The organism is Chitinophaga pinensis DSM 2588, from assembly GCF_000024005.1.
Taxonomy (GTDB): Bacteria; Bacteroidota; Bacteroidia; order Chitinophagales; family Chitinophagaceae; genus Chitinophaga; species Chitinophaga pinensis.
In genome coordinates, this window is sequence record NC_013132.1 from 8,790,800 (window position 1) to 8,814,818 (window position 24,019).

The window sequence follows — 24,019 nt, forward strand, 5'->3', positions numbered from 1 at the left end:
ATGATAAAACCCAGTATACCAAAAGGTACCCGCGATTTCGGACCGGTTGTAGTAAGAAAGCGGCAATACATTTTCCAGACCATCCGCGAAACATTCGAACTGTTTGGCTTCCAGCCCCTGGAAACACCAACGATGGAGAATTTGGATACGCTTACTGGTAAATACGGTGAAGAAGGTGATAAACTGATATTCAAGATCCTCGATAACGGTGATATCCTCGGACGCGCCCAACAGGCAAAAGATAGCCGGGAACTTGGCATCCTGCTCTGTGAAAAAGCGCTGCGTTATGACCTCACTATCCCTTTTGCCCGATATGTGGTAATGAATCAACATGAACTGGCACTTCCCTTTAAACGTTACCAGATGCAGCCCGTATGGCGTGGCGATCGCCCTGCCAAAGGCCGTTATCGGGAATTCTATCAGTGCGATGCTGACGTTGTAGGTAGTAACTCCCTGCTCAACGAAATCGAACTGCTGCTGATCTATGATACCGTGTTCACCAAACTCGGTATGGAAGGATATGAAGTGCGTATCAACAACCGTAAGATCCTTGGTGCATTGGCTGAAATCGTGGGTCAACCCGACCTGCTGACCGATATTACCATTTCGATCGACAAACTTGATAAAATTGGAATGGATGGTGTTAAAAAAGAATTACAGGAACGCGGCCTGTCTGACACCGAGATCACAAAAATTGCAAACTTCCTTAACATTAGCGGTTCCAATGAGGAAAAACTGCAACAGTTAGGTGTACTGTTCCAGAACTCCCCTACCGGTCTGAAAGGTATTGAGGAACTATCCTATGTACTGCATACACAACCTGAGGCATTCAAAACAACGCCGATCCTCGACGTAACACTGGCGCGTGGTCTGAACTACTACACCGGTATGATCGTGGAAGTAAAAGCACCGGAAGCCGTGAAAATGGGTAGCATCGGTGGCGGCGGCCGCTATGATGACCTCACCGGTCTGTTTGGACTGCCAGGTATCTCCGGCGTTGGTATCTCCTTTGGTGTAGATCGTATCTATGACGTACTGGAAGAACTGCAGTTATTCCCCGCTACCGCACAACAAGGTACGCAGGTCCTGTTCTTCAACCTCGATGCCGAGACCACCGGCACCGCGTTTAAACTGGTGATGCAACTGCGTGCAAAAGGTGTTTCATCTGAACTCTTCCACGAAACATCAAAAATGGATAAGCAGATGAAATACGCCAATAAGCGTAACATTCCTTATGTGATCATTATGGGTGAAAGTGAAGTGAAAGAAGGACTGGTGAGTATCAAGAATATGGTGACAGGACAACAGGAAAAAATAGCCATGACGGAACTCGCAAATTATCAGTTCTGATCTGTTTGAAATAAATGTAAAAGGCGGATGTGCAATATGCACATCCGCCTTTTTTATGCCCCTGTAAGGGGGAAAATAGATAATCAATTACGGATAACGTCAATCCTTCGAATGTTCTAACCAATCCGGTTTCCAGGTTTGCTCAAGGTGACGTGCAAACTCTTCGCCAGACTCTTTCATTCCGGGGAAAAAGAGCTTACCAGTAGCTACAATCTTTCCAACTCTGTCCATAATTTCGTCATGTGACATAGCTTTCATTTCCTCGTCAGTAAATAATAATTCCTTTGGTATGTCTGGTGTATTCATAATACTAATTTAATCTTTTTTCAATAATTATCCCCTTATAGCTTTTGTCTTTTTTATACGGCTCAGTTGGACTATCCTCTTCTATTCCCTCCGTACCGTGAAATGCAAATGCTTGATTTAAAAGTTCATAATGCTTGTTCAGAAAATTCCCGTAAATACGAATCCTTCTGTGCGCTTTTTTACAAAGATGGTCAACACATTTTCTCACACAAACTTTTTTACAATCCTCCATAAACCGAAGTGTACTATCGCTTCCACGCACCATCACTACGCCATCACGGTATTCGCTCAACAATCTCGGTATGGTGGCCAATACGGTGTTAAATACACGGTAATGATCTTCATTATCAGACATTTTCTCGTCAGATAATTTTCCCGTTTTGGGGTCAAGATCTCCAAAACCCAGATTAAATAATGGCCGGCCATTAAACTGTCTGACGTATTCATACAATACCAGCTTGATGATATTTTTTTTCCCCTCACTGATAAAGTAATATAATAACGCCTTTTCTTCGGGAATACTTTCTCCCCGAACGTCATAAACGTCCTGTGAATGATTCATTAAAATGGTTGGCTTATGGTTAACAAATAAAGTCCCTTGCCGCATTACGCAGCACAAATTTCAGATCAATGGTTTTGCTGAAATGGTTGGTTAACAAGTGTACATTCCCCCTAAAAGAGAACCGTCATAGATATGGTTTTTATGGTTAACAGATGGCAAAAAGCACGTACGACTAATATAAATAAAAAATGGCTGCCCCATCACAAGGCAGCCATTTAAAATAAATATACTTACTAACTATTTATTCTTCTTAAATGCATCCAATCCGCATTTCAGCCAGTTCGCATACTCGCCTGCATTAGGTGTATAACCTACAGGTTTCGTGAGCAGCTTTTCATCTGGACTGATCAACACATAATAAGGCTGAGAGTTATTCACAAAATTCTCCGTCTGCATAGTGGCATATTTATCACCGATAGATTTGATCTCTTTCTTACGACCAGTATTCGTCGTGAAAAGAAACTGCTGATCTTCCGGTAATAATTTCCTGTCATCCACATACAAGGATACCAGGATGTAATCTTCCTCTATCAGCGCCTTCACTTTTTCATCCGGCCATACATTCTCTTCCATCTTACGACAGTTCACACATGCCCATCCGGTGAAATCAATCAGAATCGGTTTATGCTGCTCTTTCGCCAGTTTCAACGCAGCTTCGTAATCATTCACTACGTTTGCTTCCACCCCCTTCGCCGCATTTTTATACAGGCTGTAGCTCAATGGTGGAGGGAAACCGCTGATCAGCTGACGATTCGCATATTTCGTATTGGTTACGCCCGGTAACAGATAGATCGTCATCGCCAGGAAAATCGCCGCCAGTATCCAACGGGTAGTGCTGATCTTCTTCAATGGTGCATCGTGCGGGAAACGGATCTTACCCAACAGGTACAATACGATCAGGAATCCGCAGATAATCCATACTGCGAAGAACACCTCACGTTTTACCAGTCCCCAGTGTGTCACCAGGTCAGCGTTGGATAAGAACTTGATCGCCATCGCAATCTCGATGAAACCCAGTACTACTTTCACAGAAGTCAACCAGCCACCGGATTTTGGCAGTGATTTCAACAGGTTCGGGAACATCGCAAACAGCGCAAATGGCAATGCCAGCGCAAATCCGAAACCACCCATACCTACTGTCAGCTGCATAGCCCCTCCGTCGGTGGACAGCGATCCTGCCAGTAATGAACCGAGGATAGGACCTGTACAGGAGAAAGATACCAGTGCCAGTGTCAGCGCCATGAAGAAGATACCGATAATACCTCCTACACTTGTTTTCGCATCTACTTTGCTGGCCAGTCCGCTTGGTAAAGTGATCTCAAAATATCCGAAGAACGAAATGGCAAACACAATGAAGATCACAAAGAAGATCAGGTTTAACCATACATTAGTGGAAATGTTATTCAGAATTTCAGGATCCAGTGAATCCAGGAAGTGAAACGGCAGACTCAGTAACACATAAATCAGGAAGATAAAGAAACCATAAATGCTGGCGTTCAGCACACCGGTTTTCTTATCCTGTGACTTCTTCGTGAAGAAAGATACGGTCAAAGGAATCATTGGGAATACGCAAGGCGTCAGCAATGCAATAAAACCACCGATCATACCCAATATAAACAATCCCCAAAGACTCTTTGGCTCCTGATCAGCACCGCCACAGTTACTCAGCGGATTCGCCATATCGATGGCAGCACGCTTCAGTGTTTGGCCGGCGACAGCTGATTCCTGTAAACCGGCAGCCACATTCACGATATTACCGGATGCATCCACATTAAAGCGGAATTTCACTTCCTCCGGTCCTACCACTTCGTCACCTTTCAGTGCCATGTAGTTTACCGCACCTTCCAGTTTGGTTACCGCTCCGCTCAGCTTTACCGCCACATCCAGTGTAACCTGACCTTCGAAGTATTTAATCTCAAGATTGTCAAATAATGCTTCGGGCGCTTTTTTAAGTGTCCCCTGCTCCGTAATACCAGTGATGGTCGCAGCACTATCTACCGCTACACGGGTATTAGGTTCATCATCTTTCATGGTAGTGGAAAACAACTTCCAATCTTTCTCTACAGTACCCTTCAGATGTAAAATATATTCCTTGTCAGCCTTCTTCTCCGCAGTGTATTCCCATTTTGCTACAGACGCCTGTGTAGTAGTGTCTTGTGCTTTTACGGCAAATACAGAGGTGATAAGGATAAGGAACGTCAGCAAATGCTTCATATAACTAATAGGCTTTAAAGACTTTCAACCATTCCAAACAGTAAACGAGCTCCTTGGGGAACTCGTTTACAATTCATTCTAACAGACGGTTGATGCCATCATGTATCGTAATTTCTTTATTTTCCTCCTACGCTGATTGCGAATTCCACTTCCTTCGGTGGCAGACACTGGTGATCGTCACACACCATGAACTCTACGCTACCCTTTACTTTAGTGGCAGCCTTACCTTTCACAGTCACTTTCTGTACGAAATCAACCTGGTTTTCATAATATTTTAGTTCGGAATCGAAGTTTTTGTCAAATGCCTTGTGCAGTTTGCCCACTTCACGGATCTTGCCTACAGGTGTTACAAGCGGATTTTTAGTCAGCTTGAAGCTGGTAGGAACCGGACCTTCACCAGCCTCCTGTGCGTACAGGTGCCAGTTGCTCTCTACTGTAGCTGTCATGTGCAGTTCATAGGTAGTTGCGTCAATTTTCTTAGCGGTAAAATCCCATTTTACCGGGTTTTCTATCTGCGCACTCGCCAGCATCGGCAGGGCAAACAGAATAACTGCTGTCAGTAATTTTCTCATACTTAGATTTTTTTTTAACTGGTTGGTTGGCTTGATTTCAAAAAATAAGAGTGCTTTTCACTCGTTAAGTCAATTGTTATTGATAAGGCTCTGGAAAATAAGCTGTCCATCTGTATTACCCAATACAGTGCTGGTTGCTCTCTCCGGGTGTGGCATCAGACCAAATACGTTACGCTCCTTGTTACAGATACCGGCAATATTGCGCAGCGTCCCTGTCGGGTTCGCATCATCCACAACATTACCAAATTCATCGCAATAACGGAACAATACCTGGTTATTGGCAAACAGACTTTCCAGCGTAGCGTCGTCAGCATAATAGCGACCTTCGCCATGGGCGATAGGAATCTTTAATGCACGGCCAGCTACATCTTTCGTCAGGGATGCAGATGTATTATCACTTTTCAGGTATACATTCTTACACACAAACTGCTGATGCCCGTTCTGCAATAAAGCGCCCGGCAACAACCCCGCTTCACAAAGAATCTGAAAACCATTACACACACCAATCACACGGCCACCTTTACCGGCAAAGTCTATCACGCTTTGCATCATCGGACTAAAACGCGCAATTGCACCGCAACGCAGATAATCGCCATAAGAAAAACCGCCCGGCAGCACAATACAGTCCGTCGTACTGAACTGGCTGAGGTCAGAATCCTTATGCCATAACGCTATCACTTCCTGCCCAAGGTCATTGCGCAGGGCATCGATCACATCGTGATCGCAGTTAGAGCCCGGAAAGGTGACAACCCCAAATTTCATGTTAATATATTGAAAGTTACGGTCCTAAATATTAATCAATCCTTTATCCGGAAATTAATAGCTGTTGAACCATTGATCGAAATTACCGGAAAGGCACAAAATTACTACGCCGCCCGCACATTTCCATAGCCGCTCGTCCGGTTTTAACAACTCAGACGGATGTCAGCTAGTTTCTGCTGAAGTACTGCATGACAATCACATATGCCAATGTCAGTATATGGACGATATTGGCAACGGTGTTATTGACAATAGACCAGTACGCATTTGCGACAAACAGGGAAAGTGGCAGAATAGCCAGGATCCAGTATGACGGGGAAAAATGAACGTTGAAGAACGGAATCACAATGGCGATAAATACATATACCGCCATTACACTCCAGATCTTACGTCCCTGGATCAGCATCTTCTTCAGGGTACGCTGCAACAGCAACCAACCCACAGCAAAGAAGAATAAACTTACCGCCATGGCGCCCCATACCTTATAGTGACCAATCACAGGCACTTCCAGACCAATTCGTGGAATACGGGCAAATAACGCCCAATGGTCTGTCAGGAACAGGTACGTACCCAGCAGGTATATCGGACAGATCAGCCCCAGTAATGCAATAATCCACTCCGCCAGCCGGAATGGACGCATGATCAGGAGACTTAACCATAAAAGAAGACAGAAAATAGTAGCAGGGAAGTAAAACAAACCACAAACGCCCAACGCAAACCCGATGTTAAATACCACATCCCTGGCCGAAGTACGGGTGTATAACAGTGTTATACTGGAAATTACCCACAGCATCACCAGGTTCACCAGCAAAGCAGGAGAAAACACATTCCAGCCCTGGTACAAAGACGTGAAAAGCATATAAGCCATCGCGGGCAGGTAGTTCGTCTTGGCAAACAGCCGCTGGTGATTGACAATCTTCGTCACCAGCAAAGCCTGCAGTAATAACAGCAGTACTGCCAGCGCAGTAAACAGGAACGGATTTTTACCAAATACCATCCCCATCCATTTTACAAGCAAATCGTACAACAGACCCTCATTCCCATCAGCCAGATAGGTGGACGGATGGATCAGGTAATAGAATTTTACCAGGATTGTATACATCAACAGCAACACTACCGTAAGAGGGTTGCCTGAGCGGAAAAACTTTACCACAATATGATTTCTCTTTTCAACTTTTGTAAGCGTTCCAAAGGTATTTTAAAGCAGGAGAAAATCAAAATATTATGAAATCCATGCATAATTAATCCGCTTTTCTCTCATTATCTTTAAAAAGATCTCCCTTGCCGGCCTTTACTTAATTAAGTAAAATCGCCCCATTATTCCTAACTTGTCCCATGCGCTCCGGTATAGATGCGTTGTGTAACGTCGTATATGAAGCATGTCAACAGTACTTTTTCAGATAATAAGGGGCATTCAGGACAAAATGCCTGTTCGGCTGGTATAAAACCTGAGGTAATCTACTAATATTTAATATATAATCTTCAGAAAGCGGCTTTATTATCTCTTTATAATAGCCCTCTTATAGTTATCCTTCATCCGCTCCTTCGTTCGAAACGGAAGAATGAACGAAGGATAACTATAGCCTGACTAATAACATACCGGCATAAGAAACCAGACAGCCCATCAATGATAATATCATGGTTGCCCCGTCTCAGTAGTCGTCCCTTCTTCCGGGGTGACCACATCAATCCTGTCAATCAACAGCCGGTCCCCCTGAATCACAAAATCGATCCTTAGGGTATACACAATCGTAACATCAATAGATGCCCCGTTTTCCGTCTCTGCATAATTGCTGAAAGTGGCCTGACTGAAATTGGAAATGTCCTCCTCATACTCCTGACTCAGCAGGATCAGGTCGGCGTCAAAACCATATGGCGTCTCCGTACGCACACTATCCTGGCGGATCTTACTGTCGCAGAGATGAAAGTATTCGTTTTTGTCGGCTACATAATCGTGGGTAAAAATCCCTGCCTCCGCAAGTATATGCAGGTAAGCAGCCGTACTGTCAAAATTAACCCTGTATAAACCTGTGTCCTCCACCCCGGAGTTATCTACAAGTTGTATATCAACCAGTCCGTCTACATGGCTCGTGTACCAGTCAAAAAATTCCCTGACCTTTCCTTCCAGTACCTCCTGGTTCAGTTGCGGACTGACAGTACCCTTAAAGTAAGCTTTGGCTGAAGGCGCCTCCTGATGACGGCAGCCCGTAAGATTGCATAAACTGATGATCAAAGTTGTGCATAGCAGGACAAGGCATAGTTGTCTATTCATGATAAGATATGAGATATGGTATATAGCTTATTTCCCGGAAAGGCGTTTCCGTATACGACTCAATGATGGCCCCTGGATACCCAGGTATGAAGCAATATGATATAAAGGTACACTGTTAAATATGCCAGGATGCCGCTCCAGCATCTGCTGATAACGCTGTTCAGGCGTCTTGAACATCATATCCTCCGTATGGTCCATCACCTCATTAAACGCAAGTTCTGCTATAAATCTGCCAAAACGCTCCCACTGATGCGATTCCGAATATAACCTGTTCAGGTCATCGATATGTATATACAGAATAGACGAATCTACTAAAGATTCTGTGTAATAATTACAAGGTGTCTGCGTCAGAAAACTCTTGTACGACGCTACGAATTGCTTTTCACTGAAAAAAAGCAGGTTTTTCTCCTCGCCCGTCTCTATATTGACATGGTATGTTCTGAATACACCACTGATAATAAATCCCAGGTGCTTACATACGTTCTTATACTCATTGTAAAATTCTCCCTTCTTATATTCCCTCAGTTGCCAGTTAGGTAAAGACATAGCGAAGTCCTTTGCAGGCATTCCCGCAAAGGCGCTAAGTGTCTTTTCCAGCAATTCCATTTCTGTCATTATTCCGAATCCTTTTTCAAAGCCCCCGATACAGTTAATCCTATCCGGGAAAAGCTCTTTTCGTCTGTTATCTGAATCCTGTTTTCTTTAAACCATTTGATAAAATCATCCCATTGCTGCTTGTGATCACCTACCCACTCACTCAGCACATTCTCATCTCCCTGACCCAGTACCCAGTAGTTATATGCCTCAAAATGACCGGCATCTTTTACCTTTTTCTGATAGTCAAACAAGACTACATTATAACTGGTGTCATATCCTGCTGCAATATACTGCTCCAGGAACTTTGTACGTATACGGTGCAGGGATGCAACATTGATCGCTTTTTCTCCCACAACCGCCAGGGCCAGCGTCTTCTCATAGACTGTATTTCCGTAGGAAAGTCCGCCGAAGGAAGACAATAGCTGCATCGCCAGGTCGGAATCCCCTTTCTTTTTCTTGGATGGGTCATACCGCAGCTCAATATTGTTGCTTGCAAAACTCACGGAAGCTGCCGTATCCGACTCGAATTTTATCTCACCTTTATACGTGTAGTATAACAATTTACTGATTTCCTCTGTACGCTTAGACCCTCTTTCCAGGTTCATAAAGATCTCTCCATAGATCATTCCCCACACCTCATTTTTGGAATCCAGGAAGTGTTTAGCTGCCCGGTAGTAGTTGGAAGAATGCATAGGCGCATTCTTAATACCATCTTCAAAAAAATGCAGTCCCGCATCATTATTCCCTTTTTTCAGCTCCATAACACCTCTTTCCACATACAAAGCGCCTTCCTTCGGAAATTGCTTCAGTCCCTCGTCATACGTGTCAATCGCTTTTTCCGGCTTTCCCATGTCATCCTGCACATTCCCCAGCATCGCATACACTCTCCCGTTGGCAGCATGTTGCTTGATCAGATATTTCAGATCTTTTATCGCATCGTTAAAGTCCTTCTGCTGATATTTTGCCAGCGCCAGCTCATAAACAATGTCCATCTGTGTCGGATCCAGTTTACGGGCCTCGTTGAGCAATGTGATGGATTCAGCCAGTTTCCCATTGTCCATTAATTCAATCGCCTCATTCTTTTTGGCGATCGCCTGTTCCTGGTTACTGCTCTGAGCCAATACGGCTGTAAACGAAAAGGATGTTACGATCAGGGGTAATAATTTGCGCATAACAATATAGGTATTGAGATTGTCCCTTAAAAAAAATTATAATTTAAAGATAAATCATTCCCGTTCAACTACGCAATTTTCACCACTTTCCCACTGACATACTTATTGTTACGGATTATAAAACGGTAGGGCAACAACGCATCTGCACCGGCATAATCTACGCCGATCCTGGGTGTGGCAATAATATCTCCGGCGGCAGGTACAAAACCGTCCGAAGCCACATAACAATCATCTCCCAGCAAAGATTCCCCTGTATGGGCAAGTGTAATGCCCAATGCTTTGGAAACATTACCCGGCCCCCTGGTCAGGGTAAAATCGGCCACTTTCTTACCTGTACGACGTAGCATCACAGGGATCCCTGTAATGGGTTCTGCTCCCCGTATCAGAATGGCTTGAGGAATATCTGTCTCGTCAGTAACAATGTTAAATAACTGGTGAATGCCGTAGCATAGGTATACATAAGCAGTACCGGCTTCCCTGTACATGACTTCCGTACGTGCCGTACGCCTGCCGCCGTATGCATGGGAAGCTTTGTCCGTTATACCGGCATAAGCTTCCGTCTCCACAATACGGGCAGCAGTCAGCTCTCCGTTAAAGCTGGTCACAATGATCTTTCCCAGCAATTCACGGGCGATCGTCAATACATCAGGACGATTGTAAAAACCGGATGTTAATTTCTGATAAGCGATGGTATGCAAGTTCAGTTTGTCCCTTTCCGTTAAACAACTCTCAAACGGGGCTCGAGCAGCGTATAAATCTGACCTAACACAGGCACAAATGCATTAAAATCAAAGTCTTCTCTGAAAGAATCCGTATCTGACGACCAAAGGAAGAGATCTGCACAGATTTCCATGTATTCATTTACAATCGGACTGTCCAGCAGAGTTAACAACTCCGTGGCGTTCTCCTGTTCCGCATAATCTCTTACAACGCCCAGTGCGCCATAAATCTCATACAGCAAAGGATCATCGTCTGCTTCCAGGTGTTCCGATTTCAATGAAAAGAAATCAACGCCCGTGTAAGCGGTATCCGTTTCATTGATATCTTTTCCCCATGCCTGCAGATTCGGGGTGTCAAAAGTAACAACACCCGCCTCTATACCCTTTCTCAGAGAAGGAAGGTCGGCATACAGGCAAATCTTGCCATCCGCGTCTGTCAGCAGCCGGGTGGCCTCATTATCTGACAGGTCAGCACCGGATACGGTGTAATAAGTCTCGTCGTTATACACTACCTGCAATAAATACTTCTTGTATTTCTCAGAGGCGGCATCATAAAATTCTTCCATGTGAACGCTTGTTATTCTTCTAAGGTACTAAAATAAAAAAACCGCCCCATATAACATGAGACGGTCTTTATCATCACTCGGTCATTCTATTACTTTTGTCCGTACAAACCATTGAACAATAGCTTAAAAGTGCCATGTGACTGCCCGCGGAAAGTTATTTCCGGACCAAAGGCATAGAGCTTCCCCCTGCCTACCGGCGCCTCAAAAGCAGCCACGCCATCCTTCAGGTAAGATTGTCCCCAGGCCCATCCGCTACGCAAAGGCTTATCCGTGGTAAACCAGGCAATCGGATGTACCCCCCTGGAAGCAGCATCACTGTCCAGCCGGAATACCGGACTATTATCAAAATTCACATCGCCTACAGCCGGCATACCCCAGGCGGCAGACTGCGTGCTGTCAAACGTCACCTGTAAAATGCTGCCCGGCACGAAATACTTCGTTCCCGGCAAAGGGGTCTCTTTACCATCTTTCCCCTTCTCTACCAAGGCATTATGCACAGGTAAAGCCAGATGATAAGCCAGATTGGTACTACTGCCAATCGTAATCACTGTACCGCCTGCTTCCAGGAACTCCTTCAGTTTAGGAATGGATGTATCTTTTGAGATCTTACCCAACATATTCCGGTATTGCTCCGGGATATCAGCCGCAGCAGGCTGCGTCTGCCGATAAGCATTCCTGTTATTATCCTCTCCCCCTACCGGCGGAATCGCCCTTGTTACAAACACGATCACATCATAACGCTGCTTCAGGTTACCCCCATCTATATCCTTCGGATAAACCAGGCTGAAAGGGAAATGATACTGCTCCATCATCCAGCGGATCCAACCTGACGGCATAGACCCTCCATAGTTATCCCACAACGCAATGCGCAAAGGGGTAGCTTCCGTAGCGCCTTTTGGACGCTTGCTCACTGCTTTGGCGGCTACGCCCCATTGCGCAGCGGCGGTTTTCAGGATACTATTCGCCTGTGCTCCCGCCGGCACAAAAAAAGTACCTGGCCCCATACCATCCTGTCCCTCCGGCAAACGGTACACCTTCACACCTGCTTTCATCAGGTCATTCACCGTTATAAACGCATTATTCACCTGGGCACTCAACAGATAACCGCCACCGGTAGCCGGTGTAAAGGATAAAACAGCCGGCGATTGCAACTCCCCGTAAGGCAGTTTCTCAAACGGTCCGCTGAAATCATCCAGTACACGGTCATATTTTACGCCCATCTGGAAAGCGAGGGTCCATCCTGCCGCATCATAAGGACGAACAGGTGGACCTCCCGGATATTGGAAGTCATTAGGATGATCCTGTGGTTCAAACATATCCAGCACATGCGGACGAAAAGCCTGATTCGTCCTTACGATATAAGACCCCGCCTGATATTGTTTCCCTGCTACTATAAAAGCGGCCGACGCCTTCTGTACACCAATGCCTGCTTTAATCAGGGCATTCACAAACTTCACAGCAGTGGCAAAATCCGGCTGATCGGCAGGAATAACATAGCCCCGCGGATCTCTTTCCGCAGGATTCCTGTACACCGCATCATAATACTCCATACCAATATTACTGCCTCTTCTCATCCAGCCATATGGATCACTGCCATCATCTTTAGTCGTATCATTCTGCGCCTTTTTATAGGCAGCAGTAATCGCGTCAGCTCTCTTAGGTGATAATGTCCAGGAATCTGTATTACCCTTATCAATCGCATTCTTACCCATCTTATAGATATTGAACAATACCTCATCCCGCTGACGGGCTGCATAATCCAGCACAGCATAGTTCAATGATACAGAGTAATCAATGGATCTTCTGAAGCGCCAGTCCCCTGTTGGTCTTACCGGATTTGGCGTTGCCCCGTTAGGAATCAGGCGCTGTGGCACTACCGGTATCTTCTCAGGTGTCGGATTACCAATGATCTCCGTCAGCAAACCTATCATATTATGATACTGCGTTGTTGTACGAAGTCCGCCGTTATACCAGGTAGAAAAACTCGAACCATTCAGTCGCGTATAACCAGGTTTATCCTCCACATTCAGACGGTTATACATCGCTGCACCCAGTGCATCGATACCTGTAATCATCAGCGGATCGAAGAAATAGTTGAAAGGGTCGCGATACGGAGGTCCTGCCAGTACAGAACCTTCCGGCCCGCGTTGGTGATGATTGTACATGATCTGCGGCATCCACTCCAGGAATAATTGTTTTCCCATGTTGGCGCTTTCTTTCATGTTCATGATATAGAAATCACGATTGTTATCGTGCCCTATATACTTCTGATATAACACGGGTAATTGATCTGTTGAACGTTTCAGGGTATCTGCATTGCGCATATACCAGCTACTCGTCAGCTCCTGTCCGTCAGGATTCGCATGTGTCATGAGTATGATCACGTTATCGAGTATACGCATCGTTTCAGGATCATTCCTGCTGATCAGCTGCCAGGCAGTTTCTATCAGCTGATGTGTGCCTACGACTTCCGTCGCATGTAAACCACCATCGATCCATACAACAGCCTTTCCTTTCTCTGACAACTCCTTTGCCTGCGCAGGCGTCAAACCTTCCGCCCTGGCCAGTTGCTGCGAAATCTTTTTATACTGATCCAGTTGTTTGATATTGGCAGGAGAAGAGATCACCAGCATATACTGATGCCGGCCTTCTTCTGTAAGACCGATATCTGTCAGCTTCACCCTGTCGGATGCTGCCAGTTGCTGAAAATAAGCAGCCGTTTGTGTATAAGTGGCCAGCTGATAATCATCTCCGATATTAAAACCGAAATGTTGCTTGGGTGATGGCACGGTCTGGGCCTGTAAAGCTGAATGGGCAATCATGCCAGCCATCAGCAACCAGCCCTTGAAGGTATATCTCATAGTCGCTATTTTTTACGGTAATCCAATGCAGGTTCTCTGTTACCCAGCATGGCTTCATATTTAAAAGCAGGTCCCTGTCTCGTTTTCAGTTCTTCTTTTGCTGTTGTCAGCACAACAGGATCGTTGAACAGATCATAGGCAGTAAGGGCAATTGTTTTCGCCGCAATCATCATCCCTTTGGTACCAATACTCATACCGGCTGCCGCCACATTCTGCCAGCTATGACCGGAAGATCCCGGTACAAAAGTAGCCGTAGAAATACCGGCAGTAGGCGTTACCCAGCTTACATCCGCTACATCTGAAGAAGCGCCTCCACGGATGCCGGTCTCAATAGCGAAAGGCTGTACAGTAGCAGTGGACCTATCCAGGTCAGGCAACTTTGACTGATCCACTAAAGTTGATTGTATTTTTTTGGCAAATGCTCGTTCTTCGGATGTGTAGGTATATCCTCCCACCTGCCGCAGATTGGTATCCATCATCCTGGATAATGCCTCATTCGGCAACATGTTGTACACACCGCCGATCACTTCATACTTCATCGTCGTACCTGTACCCATGGCAGCGCCTTCTGCTGCTTTCACCAGTCTCTCCCATACATCTTTCACTACCTGCATATCCGGATGACGTACATAGTAATACACCTCCGCAAAGGCAGGTACCACATTCGGCGCGTCTCCTCCCTTCGTGATCACATAATGAATACGTGTATGATCAGGTACATGCTCCCGCATCATATTTACCATAAAATCCATCGCTTCCACTGCATCCAATGCAGAACGGCCTTTCTCAGGCGCACCTGATGCATGTGATGCTGCTCCATAAAAGCGGAATTTTGCATTCTTGTTAGACATCCAGGGATAAGTCGCAGCAGAGTTATCATTACCAGGATGCCAGTGCAATACGGCATTCACATCGTCAAACAGTCCTGCTCTGACCATATAGACTTTACCTGAACCGCCTTCTTCCGCCGGACAACCATATACCCTGATCGTGCCTTTGCCATTATGTTCTTTCAACCAGTTCTTCACACCGACAGCTGCCGCAACAGACGCCGTTCCAAACAGGTTATGCCCACATCCATGCCCGGCGCCACCCTCTGTTATTGCATGTTGCTGTGGCTCGTCTGTTTGCGACAAACCAGGTAATGCATCATACTCAGCCAGTATACCGATCACCGGCTGACCGCTACCATAAGTAGCCACAAAAGCAGTAGGAATACCGGCAATACCTTTCTTCACCGCAAAACCTTCCTTTTCCAATACAGATTCCAGTAAGGCGGAACTCTTCTCCTCCTGGTAACCAACTTCCGCATATCCCCAGATCTTCTTTGAGATATCTGCATAGGTGGCGGATTGTTTATCAAGATATGCGGTGATCTCCTGCTTGTCTTTGTTTTGTGCCATCGCCAGCACAGGCAAACAACTTAATAAGTGAATGATCAGTTTTCTCATTTATACAGTTGATTGAACAGTAATTTGAATGTACCGTGCGACTGACCCCGGAAAGTGATTTCCGGGCCAAATGCATACAGTGTTCCCGCTCCTACCGGCACAGAGAATGCCGCAATGCCACCTTTCAGGTATTGTTGTCCCCAGGCCCATCCACTATGTAACGGCGTCTCCGTAGAAAACCAGATCAGCTTACGCATACCGGCGCCGGCAGCACCATCTGTAAACCTGAATACCGGACTTCTGTCAAAATATACATCATTCTTCGCAGGCATCCCCCAGTTCTCCGCTGCCGTCGTATCAAGATCTGCAATCAACAGACTACCCGGGATATAATATTTTGTACCTGGCAATGGCTTCAGTTCGCCTTTCTTATTCTTCTCTGTCAATGCGTTTTCCACAGGCAGTTGAAGATGATAAGCCAGATTGGTACTGGTACCGATCGTAACAATCTTTCCACCTGCTTCCAGGAATTTCTTCAACTGTGGAATAGACGTATCCTTATTGATCCTGCCCAGCCATGGTTTAAATTCATCTGATAACTCCTCTGGCTTAGGCAACTTACCAAACCAGTAATCACTCTTCTTTGGTTTACCGGTATCAGGAATAGCACCTGTCACGAAGATCAGCATGTCATATTTCTTTCGCAGATCACCTTTATCCACTTCCTGTGAATAAAGGAAATTATAAGAATAATGATACTGTTCCATCAACCAGCTCAACCATCCCGCAGGAATAGAACCGCCATAGGTATTCCAGATGCCAATACGCAAAGGCGTTGCCGCTTTCAGCTTAGCAGGTACAGCATCTGCCGCACTAACAAGAATACCCAGTTCTGTTGTCGCCTTACTTAATACGCTTTCACTCTTCGCACCTGCCGGTACATAGAAAACACCTTTATCAGTACGGGATACTTTAACACCTGCCTTCAGCAGATCATTCACCGCAATGAATGCATTATTAGCAGCAGGATCTATCAGATAGCCTTTCTTCGCAACAGGCAATGTTGTTGACAAAGGCGACTCTACCTGACCATAAGGCAATTGTGCAAAAGGACCATCAAACGCTGTCAGTATACGATCAAACTGTACCCCCATCTGATATGCCAATGTCCATCCGGCAGCATCATAAGGACGTATCGGCGGACCACCAACATACTGGAAATCATTCGGATGATCCTGTGGTTCAAACATATCTATCACATGCGGACGAAAAGCCTGTGCTGTTTTCACCACATAAGATCCTGCAGGGTATTGTTTACCATCTACACTAAATGGAGCACTCGCCTTGTGAATAGTAATGCCTGAGCGACTCAGTGCATTGATAAATTTCACAGCGGTCGGAAAGTCCGGTTGATCTGCTGAGATGATATATGCACGTGCATCACGATAATCAGGATTCTTCAATACACCTGCATAATATTTTGTAGCAATGGTATCTTCTTTTCCAAAGGAAAACTCTCCACCACCTGTTTCTCCCTCCGTAGTAGAATCATTCTTTTTATCAAATTTGTAGGCAGTACGAATTGAATCTACGTAACGCGGATAGAACGTCCAGTGATCAGCACTACCACGGTCAATACCATTTTTACCCATGCGGTAAATATTGAACAACAACTCACTTCTGTAACGCGCCGCGTAATCCAGTACCGCATAGTTCAGCGATACAGAATAATCGATCGACTGACGGAAATGCCATTCCTGCGGAACAATCGGATTCGGTGTCGCGCCATTGGGAATTAACCTGTCAGGTACTAAAGGCACTGTTTCAGGTGTCGGTCCGCCGATAATCTCTGTCAGCAAGCCGACCATATTATGAAAGTAAGGCGTAGTACGCAGCCCCCCATTCCACCAGGTGGAAAAAGTAGATCCGTTCCTTTGTGTATAACCGGGTTTATTCTCTGCATTCAGTCTGTTATTCATGGCTGCGCCTACGGCATCTATACTTGTTACGATCAGCGGATCGTAAATATGATTGAAAGGATCACGATAAGGAGGTCCTGCTAACACAGACCCTGCTGGTCCGCGTTGATGGTGATTATACATGATCTGCGGGATCCACTCTACAAACAACTGCCGGCTGATGTTCTGACTCTCCTTCATGTTCATCATGTAGAAATCCCTGTTGTTATCATGGCCTACATATTTCTCATACAAACGGGGAATATTCAAGGCTCTTTTCTTCGGATCAGCCGTCCGCATATACCAGTTAGATACCAGTTCCTGTCCATCAGGATTCGCATGTGCCAGAAGGATAATATCATTCTGGAGAATGTTCATCGTCTCCGCATCCGTACGCGTTACCAGCTGATACATTGTTTCGATCAGCTGATGCGCACCGACTGTTTCTGTTGCATGTAGTCCACCGTCTATCCACACGACGGCTTTTCCTTCCGCGGATAACTGACGGGCAGTTTCATCTGTCAGACCAAGAGCATGTCCCAGCTTTTGTGAGATATCCTTATAGCGGTTCAATGCTTTAATATTCTCAGGTGCAGATACGATCAGCATATACTGATGACGACCTTCTTCTGTCATACCGATATCCACCAGAGCCGTACGATCAGACGCCGCGAGCTTCTTGAAATAAGCTGCTGTTTGCGTGTAAGTGGCTAGCTGATAATCATCGCCAATGTTAAAACCAAAATGCTCTTTTGGAGAAGGCACTGTCTGTGCCCAGGCCGTAGCTGCGGATAGCAGCAGCGACAGCATACCGTAGAATTTTCTTGCCATAAGTCAGTTTTATTGTTTCTTGAATCTTACACCTACTCTGCAGTCGCCGGGTTCTCCACGTGATTCATCGCATATATTGTTAAAGAATGTGACTATTCTGCGGCCATCTTCCAGGTTGAGTATAAACTTGAAGAGAAAATAGTCATTTACTGCTACAACTCCAAGCGACACATTATTCATCTCCGCCAATTGCGCCGCTGTAAAGGAATACGATTTGGGAAAGGTTGTCACCGTCTCATATAATTTGTCCTTTGTACCGATAATACTCGGTAATGGAAACTGTGCAATATTCGGATACTGATTACCCGGCGAAGAGATCACCAATGGATAAGCAGGCACACTGGACTCTGCTTTATTGTAACTGCTATATACCTCAATAGATTTCACAACAGCTTTCTCAAAGCCTGTCCAATTGAGGGAGAAAGCAAACGTCTGATCAGCCAGTGCCGGATCATTGAGATTGAAGAAAGCGACCTTACCTGCCTGCCTGGTAGGCAATGCTGTTTTTGTCGTATCGATCGTTACAACAGGTACAGCAGTATATTCATATTGCTCCCATTCATAATCAGCCTTTTTACACGAATTAATCCCCGCGTAGATAATCAGTATAGCTATTATCAGATATCTCATGTGTTACAATTTTGCGTGATAGTTATTTATCCCAGAATACAGGCGTTGTCTGTTGTGCGATTTGCATGGCACTGGCATTCTCTCCCAGACTTGTATTAGCGGATAGTTCTGTCTGCGAATAGTAGAGTCTCAGTGGGAAGGCATTCAGCGGAGACAATGGCGCACGTAATACCGGCAAACCTGTTCTGCGATAATCATTATATGCCTCCATTCCATTTCCGTAACAGGCAATGTATTTCTGGGTCATCACCATATTCATCTTACCGGCTGCATCAGCTGCATCATAGGCTGTCAGCAGTTTATTCACAAAACCACTGATCGTAGCGGCAGACAATGCCACACCACCATTGGCAGCGCCATAAGTACTCACGTTATTGAGATGCGCCGTAATACCATCTGCAAAATTCTGCCGTGCATCATCGCCTGTATTTAATGCCAGCGCGGCTTCTGCACGGATCAGTTTTACCATCGCATTGGTCAGCAAGGGTATTACGCCTGCCCCGGTACCATCAGAAGTAGCGACCACTTTTAATGTTGCGGTAGCGCCCGTATTACCCAGGTAACTGTAGGTATCAGGAATGTTGTTAATAGGCGCATTATCATACAAACCGCCGGCAGGAAAGACGCCAAAAGTAGAACGTCTGTTCAGGTCAGCCGGAGCAGCAGTACCATCTCCGGGATTACGGCCGTAATAACCATTACTGTTAGTAGAGTTATTCAGACCAGCGCTTGCATTCTGGCGATAGATAAAGTAGCGCAAACGGGGATCGTCATTATTGAAAAGCAAATCAATAAATGACTGACACATGTAAAAGTTCTTGCTGGACTGATATTCTGAACGATGCCACGGATGACGGTTGTTAGGGTTTTGCGCAGCACCAAACCTGAGTGTGTAATCAGTCGTATTAGAATTGGTTGTACCGCCTATCAGTGTAGCCGGATTACTGATCAATCCCCGGATAGCAGCTGTTGATCTTGCCGGATCCACCAGTCTTATCTGGTTGTACAGCTTTAGTTTCAGGGAATTGGCCAAACTTATCCAGGATGTTTTCAGTCCGCTATAAATCATATCTGCACTGGAAGGCACCAGCGTAGTCGCTGTTACTTTTCCTGCATCCTGCAGGGCTTCTTCTATCAGCGTCAGTACATTTTCATAGATATCCACACCTTTATCCAGTGGCGGACTCACCGTCTCTTGTCCTTTCTCTGCTTCCGAATAAGGGATATCTCCCCACATATCTACCATCAGACTCACCAGGTAGGCTTTTTCAATTTTTGCAATGCTGACATAGCCCCACTCCTGTTGAGCTGTTCCGCTGGCAATAATGGATTCCAGGTCATTCAGTGTCTGACTGTAGAAACCATCCCAGGGATCATCAAAACTAGTCCCCTGCTGCTGATAACGACTCAGGTCACCAGAAGACACCATGTGTTGCATGAAGGTAGAAGTACCGCTATTGAGTTCGTACATATTAGCAGCCATAGATACTTCTGTGGATGGCAGCAATAAAGACAACTGTGCGGTAGTAGGGTTATTAGGATCGGTGTTGATATCGACAAACTTATTACAGGCGCCTGCGATCAGTGCAATGCCGCTTACCAGTAATGTATATGTTGTATGTTTCAGTTGCATAATGAAGTCAGTTGAGTGATGAATATCCCTTATCAGAAGGAGCACCTTAAATTGACACCAAATCGCTTGGTAGTTGGTACCGACAGGTTATCATATCCCTGTGAGTTACCCACACCCAGTGAACTCACTTCCGGATCGAAGTTGCTGTACTTAGGGAAATTAGGCGCATTGTACCAGAGGTTTCTGCCTGACAATGAAATGCTGGCGGAACCGAATGGTGTATTACCGAGGAAACTTTTCGGGAACTCAAACGCAAGAGAAACTTCACGTAAACGGAATACGGTGGCATCGAAGATAGAGCCTTCATTCAAACCACCAGGTCCCATACCGCCATTGAAGAAATGATCTTCATATGAGATGGCTACATTATTAGGGATCTTCTGACCACGTTCATCTTTCAGTGCAGTCAGCGTGTTAATATCTCCTAATACACCAGGCGATACGATCTGGAATTCGCGTTCTTCGGTATCTCTTGTCACCCCACGGGACAGCATCTGTCCGACGGTGTTGGAATACATCTGTCCACCCTGTTTCCAGTCAAACAATACATTGAGGGTAATACTGCTGAATCTGAAAGTATTCGCTATACCAAGGATAAAATCAGGATTCGGATTACCAATCGCTTTTAACGCACCGGATGCGAGTGGTTTACCAGAACTGGGATCGATCAGTATATTCCCTTCCTCATCACGTGCATAGGCAGTACCCTGTATCAGTCCATAAGGTTGTCCTACAATATGTACACTGCTGGTACCGTTTGTACCCCCATAGCTGAAGCGCTCATATCCACCGAGATCTTTGATCAAATTCCGGTTACGCGTGAAATTGGCATTCACATCCCAGTTGAATCCTTTATCAGTCTTGATAGGTACTGCTGTAAATCCGATCTCAATGCCTTTATTGGTCGCCTCACCCAGGTTAAGTATCTGGGTAGTATAACCGGAAGAAGGAGCAGCTGTCACTTCGAAGATCTGTGACGTACTACGCTTGTTATAGTAGGTAAAGTCGATACCAATACGATTGTCGAAGAATTGTAATTCACCACCCAGTTCCAGTTCTGTAATGAACTCTGGTTTGAGATTACTGTTGGTCAGCAGATTCGATTGTGTAACGATATTATACGTAGCACCATTGGCAGGTGTAAAAGGCAGGCCTACATTGGAAGGTGTGGTACTTCCTCCCAGTATCGCATTGATCTGGTAAAAGTTCGCTGTCTGATAAGGAGAAGCTTCATTACCAACCCGTGTATAACCTGCTCTTACTTTACCAAAGTTGAGGATCTCCTTGTTTAGATGTAATGCCTCCGTAAAGACGAATGAACCATTCACGCCACCATAGAAATAACTGCGGTTGTTGGCAGGCAATGTTGATGATACGTCATTACGACCTACCAGGTTCAAGGAAGCAAAGTTCTTGTAGTCAAAGGTGATATCTGTAAAGAAAGCATAGTAGCGCTGCTTTAACAGGTTCCTGTTGCTAGTGAGTTGTACACCGGTCACGGAACTGGTATTGTTCATATCATGCAGATCTGCTACGATGATATTATCACCATAAAAAGCTTTCCTGTCTGTTAAACGCTGATTCACATTATTACCCAGGATAGCGCGGACGGAGATATCAGGTGTAAGCGCATGGGTTGCTGTTAACAGGAGTGTATTATCCAGTTCCTGTCTGTAAATATTATCACTGGTGATACTGCCGTTTGCATAGGAAGCAGAACCTTTTCCTCTTACGCTGAGTCTCCGGTCTGTATAAGCATTAAAACCAATTGTGTTCTGTACATTCAACCAGGAGAAAGGATCAAAACCTATGATCAGGTTACCATAATAGCGGTCCACGTCACTTTTACTCGGACTGTGTTTCACAGACCAGTAAGGGTTATCCACACCTGTGTAATCATACACATTACTGCCATCTATCGGGTTTTCGAATGGATAATTGGTGAGATCGTAACTGGTCGGAACATACATCAGTGTAGACATGATAGAACCTGTCAGTCCCCCTACCGGCGGTGTTTTCTGACGGGTAGTTACATAGTTGATGGAACCACTGGCATAGAATTTATTTTCAAGGCGGATATTCCCACCGATATTCACGGACGTACGTTTGATTTCATTACCCGGCACTACGCCGCTGTTATCTGTATTTGAAAACCCTGCGTTAAAGTTTCCCTTTTCACTACCGGAAGAAATGGTGATGGCATTCTCATATACACTACCTGTTCTGAAAAAGTTTTTAGCATTCTCTTTAGCATAAGATTTATAAGGTACCTGTATAGGAGTGACGCCATCTGCTTCATAAAACTCAGGGAAGACAGCGGAGGTAAACTGACGGGTAAGCTGATGCGGTATAGTGGAGCGGGTTGGCAACATGCTGCTGACACCTTCATATGGCTGGCCCCAGGAAGCATATACACCTTGTCTGTAGTCATTATTTGTTCCTTGTCCGTAGCGGGTTTGATACTCCGGCAAACCGGCCACATCTTCAATCGCATAAGACGTATTATAAGTTATTTCAGTGCCTTTACGGCTTTTCTTCTTACCGGCTTTTGTGGTAATAATAATCGCGCCATTGGCGGCTCTTGATCCATACAAAGCGGCAGCTGCTGCACCTTTCAGTACGGTCATGCTTTGTATGTTGTTAGGATCGAGATCGAAGGCGCGGTTTGTTACACCCACACCACCGACAGAAGAAGAACCCACATTCGCAAAACTGGAGTTATCAAATGGAACCCCATCTACTACAAAAAGCGGCTGGTTATTACCATTCAGCGAAGAGTTACCACGGATGGTAATATTGGTACCACCACCCGCTACGCCACCCGCTGATTGAATATTTACACCGGCTACTTTACCGGTCAGCGCACGTACAGGATCAGGTTCAGATTTCTGTGCCAGCTTCTCAGCACCAACAGTACTGACAGAATACCCCAGGCTATTCTTCTGACGTGCGATACCGGCGGCCGTTACAACGATATCATGTAATTGCTTTACAGCTGCCTGTAATTTAATCGTGCCTGCCTGCGCAGCACTGATCTCTGTGACATGATAACCGATAGCTGTAATAACAAGCGTAGCACCTTGTTTTACTTTTAAAGTAAATGAACCGTCGCCTCCTGAAGTGACGCCATTACTGGTACCTTTTTCAACGATCGTAGAGCCCGGAAACGGATCTCCGCTCTCGCTGAATACTTTTCCTTTAATTACTGTATCCGCAGCAGGTACAGGCAGTGACGGTATATTGACTTGTTCACTTTTCTCTTTCAGGATAATAAAATCTTCATTCACGACATATTTGATATCCAGTCTGCCCAGTACTTTATCGAGTACTTTACCCAGTTCTTCTTCCTTAGCAACGGCAGTGACTTTCCTGTCCATCGCGATATGATCGGAACTGTATACAAACTTCACATCGGTTTTAGAGCGGATCTGGTTCAACACCATTTTAAGGCTCATATCGTCAGCCTGCAAAGAGATCTTTTTGTGCAGGATATTCTGTGCACAGACATTCTGGATGCCTGTAAAAAACGTCACCACAGTTGTCAGCGAAGTAATGATGACGGATTTGTTCACAAAAGCATTTGTCTTTACATTTTTGCGCATAGGCCTGTTTTCTTTGTTAGATTT

18 protein-coding genes are annotated in these 24,019 nt (G+C 45.4%); 1 reads left to right on the forward strand and 17 read right to left on the reverse strand.

Features of this window, described 5'->3' with window-relative positions; translation table 11 throughout:
* A complete protein-coding gene (hisS, locus tag CPIN_RS34785) occupies positions 1-1,350 on the forward strand; it encodes a histidine--tRNA ligase (protein WP_012794590.1) in 1,350 nt (449 codons plus the stop codon).
* Positions 1,351-1,449: 99 nt separating this feature from the next.
* Here hisS and CPIN_RS34790 read toward each other — a convergent pair whose 3' ends face one another.
* The 17 genes from CPIN_RS34790 to CPIN_RS34870 all read right to left on the reverse strand — a co-directional run bounded on the left by CPIN_RS34790 (position 1,450) and on the right by CPIN_RS34870 (position 23,995).
* A complete protein-coding gene (locus tag CPIN_RS34790; protein ID WP_012794591.1) occupies positions 1,450-1,656 on the reverse strand; it encodes a hypothetical protein in 207 nt (68 codons plus the stop codon).
* Positions 1,657-1,660: 4 nt separating this feature from the next.
* Positions 1,661-2,218, reverse strand: a complete 558-nt coding sequence (locus tag CPIN_RS37325; protein ID WP_012794592.1) for a DUF6934 family protein — start codon at positions 2,216-2,218, stop codon at positions 1,661-1,663.
* Positions 2,219-2,455: 237 nt separating this feature from the next.
* Positions 2,456-4,432 carry a protein-disulfide reductase DsbD family protein gene (locus CPIN_RS34800; RefSeq protein ID WP_012794593.1) on the reverse strand — a complete coding sequence of 659 codons (1,977 nt, stop codon included), beginning with the start codon at positions 4,430-4,432 and terminating at the stop codon, positions 2,456-2,458.
* 116 nt (positions 4,433-4,548) lie between these two features.
* On the reverse strand, positions 4,549-5,004 hold the full coding sequence (locus CPIN_RS34805; RefSeq protein ID WP_012794594.1) for a protein-disulfide reductase DsbD domain-containing protein: 456 nt from the start codon (positions 5,002-5,004) through the stop codon (positions 4,549-4,551).
* 69 nt (positions 5,005-5,073) lie between these two features.
* Positions 5,074-5,766, reverse strand: a complete 693-nt coding sequence (gene purQ, locus CPIN_RS34810) for a phosphoribosylformylglycinamidine synthase subunit PurQ (protein WP_012794595.1) — start codon at positions 5,764-5,766, stop codon at positions 5,074-5,076.
* A 166-nt stretch (positions 5,767-5,932) separates the two neighbouring features.
* On the reverse strand, positions 5,933-6,916 hold the full coding sequence (locus CPIN_RS34815; RefSeq protein WP_148230697.1) for a hypothetical protein: 984 nt from the start codon (positions 6,914-6,916) through the stop codon (positions 5,933-5,935).
* 483 nt (positions 6,917-7,399) lie between these two features.
* Positions 7,400-8,035 carry a hypothetical protein gene (locus tag CPIN_RS34820; RefSeq protein WP_012794597.1) on the reverse strand — a complete coding sequence of 212 codons (636 nt, stop codon included), beginning with the start codon at positions 8,033-8,035 and terminating at the stop codon, positions 7,400-7,402.
* Positions 8,036-8,062: 27 nt separating this feature from the next.
* A complete protein-coding gene (locus CPIN_RS34825) occupies positions 8,063-8,650 on the reverse strand; it encodes a Crp/Fnr family transcriptional regulator (RefSeq protein ID WP_012794598.1) in 588 nt (195 codons plus the stop codon).
* Entirely contained in the window at positions 8,650-9,804 is a 1,155-nt protein-coding gene (locus CPIN_RS34830) for a tetratricopeptide repeat protein (RefSeq protein WP_012794599.1), read from the reverse strand. Before CPIN_RS34830 ends, CPIN_RS34825 begins: the two co-directional genes overlap by 1 nt.
* 68 nt (positions 9,805-9,872) lie before the next feature.
* On the reverse strand, positions 9,873-10,502 hold the full coding sequence (locus CPIN_RS34835; RefSeq protein WP_012794600.1) for a DNA-3-methyladenine glycosylase: 630 nt from the start codon (positions 10,500-10,502) through the stop codon (positions 9,873-9,875).
* 20 nt (positions 10,503-10,522) lie between these two features.
* Entirely contained in the window at positions 10,523-11,089 is a 567-nt protein-coding gene (locus tag CPIN_RS34840; protein ID WP_012794601.1) for a hypothetical protein, read from the reverse strand.
* 89 nt (positions 11,090-11,178) lie between these two features.
* Positions 11,179-13,950 carry a M14 family metallopeptidase gene (locus tag CPIN_RS34845; RefSeq protein ID WP_012794602.1) on the reverse strand — a complete coding sequence of 924 codons (2,772 nt, stop codon included), beginning with the start codon at positions 13,948-13,950 and terminating at the stop codon, positions 11,179-11,181.
* Positions 13,951-13,955: 5 nt separating this feature from the next.
* Positions 13,956-15,401: an amidohydrolase gene (locus CPIN_RS34850; RefSeq protein ID WP_012794603.1), complete on the reverse strand. Its 1,446-nt coding sequence runs from the start codon at positions 15,399-15,401 to the stop codon at positions 13,956-13,958.
* Entirely contained in the window at positions 15,398-18,130 is a 2,733-nt protein-coding gene (locus CPIN_RS34855; RefSeq protein ID WP_012794604.1) for a M14 family metallopeptidase, read from the reverse strand. The genes CPIN_RS34850 and CPIN_RS34855 overlap by 4 nt, the downstream gene beginning before the upstream one ends.
* Before the next feature lie 9 nt (positions 18,131-18,139).
* Positions 18,140-18,760 carry a hypothetical protein gene (locus tag CPIN_RS34860; RefSeq protein ID WP_012794605.1) on the reverse strand — a complete coding sequence of 207 codons (621 nt, stop codon included), beginning with the start codon at positions 18,758-18,760 and terminating at the stop codon, positions 18,140-18,142.
* Between the two features lie 22 nt (positions 18,761-18,782).
* A complete protein-coding gene (locus CPIN_RS34865; protein ID WP_012794606.1) occupies positions 18,783-20,393 on the reverse strand; it encodes a SusD/RagB family nutrient-binding outer membrane lipoprotein in 1,611 nt (536 codons plus the stop codon).
* Positions 20,394-20,425: 32 nt separating this feature from the next.
* A complete protein-coding gene (locus tag CPIN_RS34870) occupies positions 20,426-23,995 on the reverse strand; it encodes a SusC/RagA family TonB-linked outer membrane protein (protein ID WP_012794607.1) in 3,570 nt (1,189 codons plus the stop codon).
* Positions 23,996-24,019 lie beyond the last annotated feature (24 nt).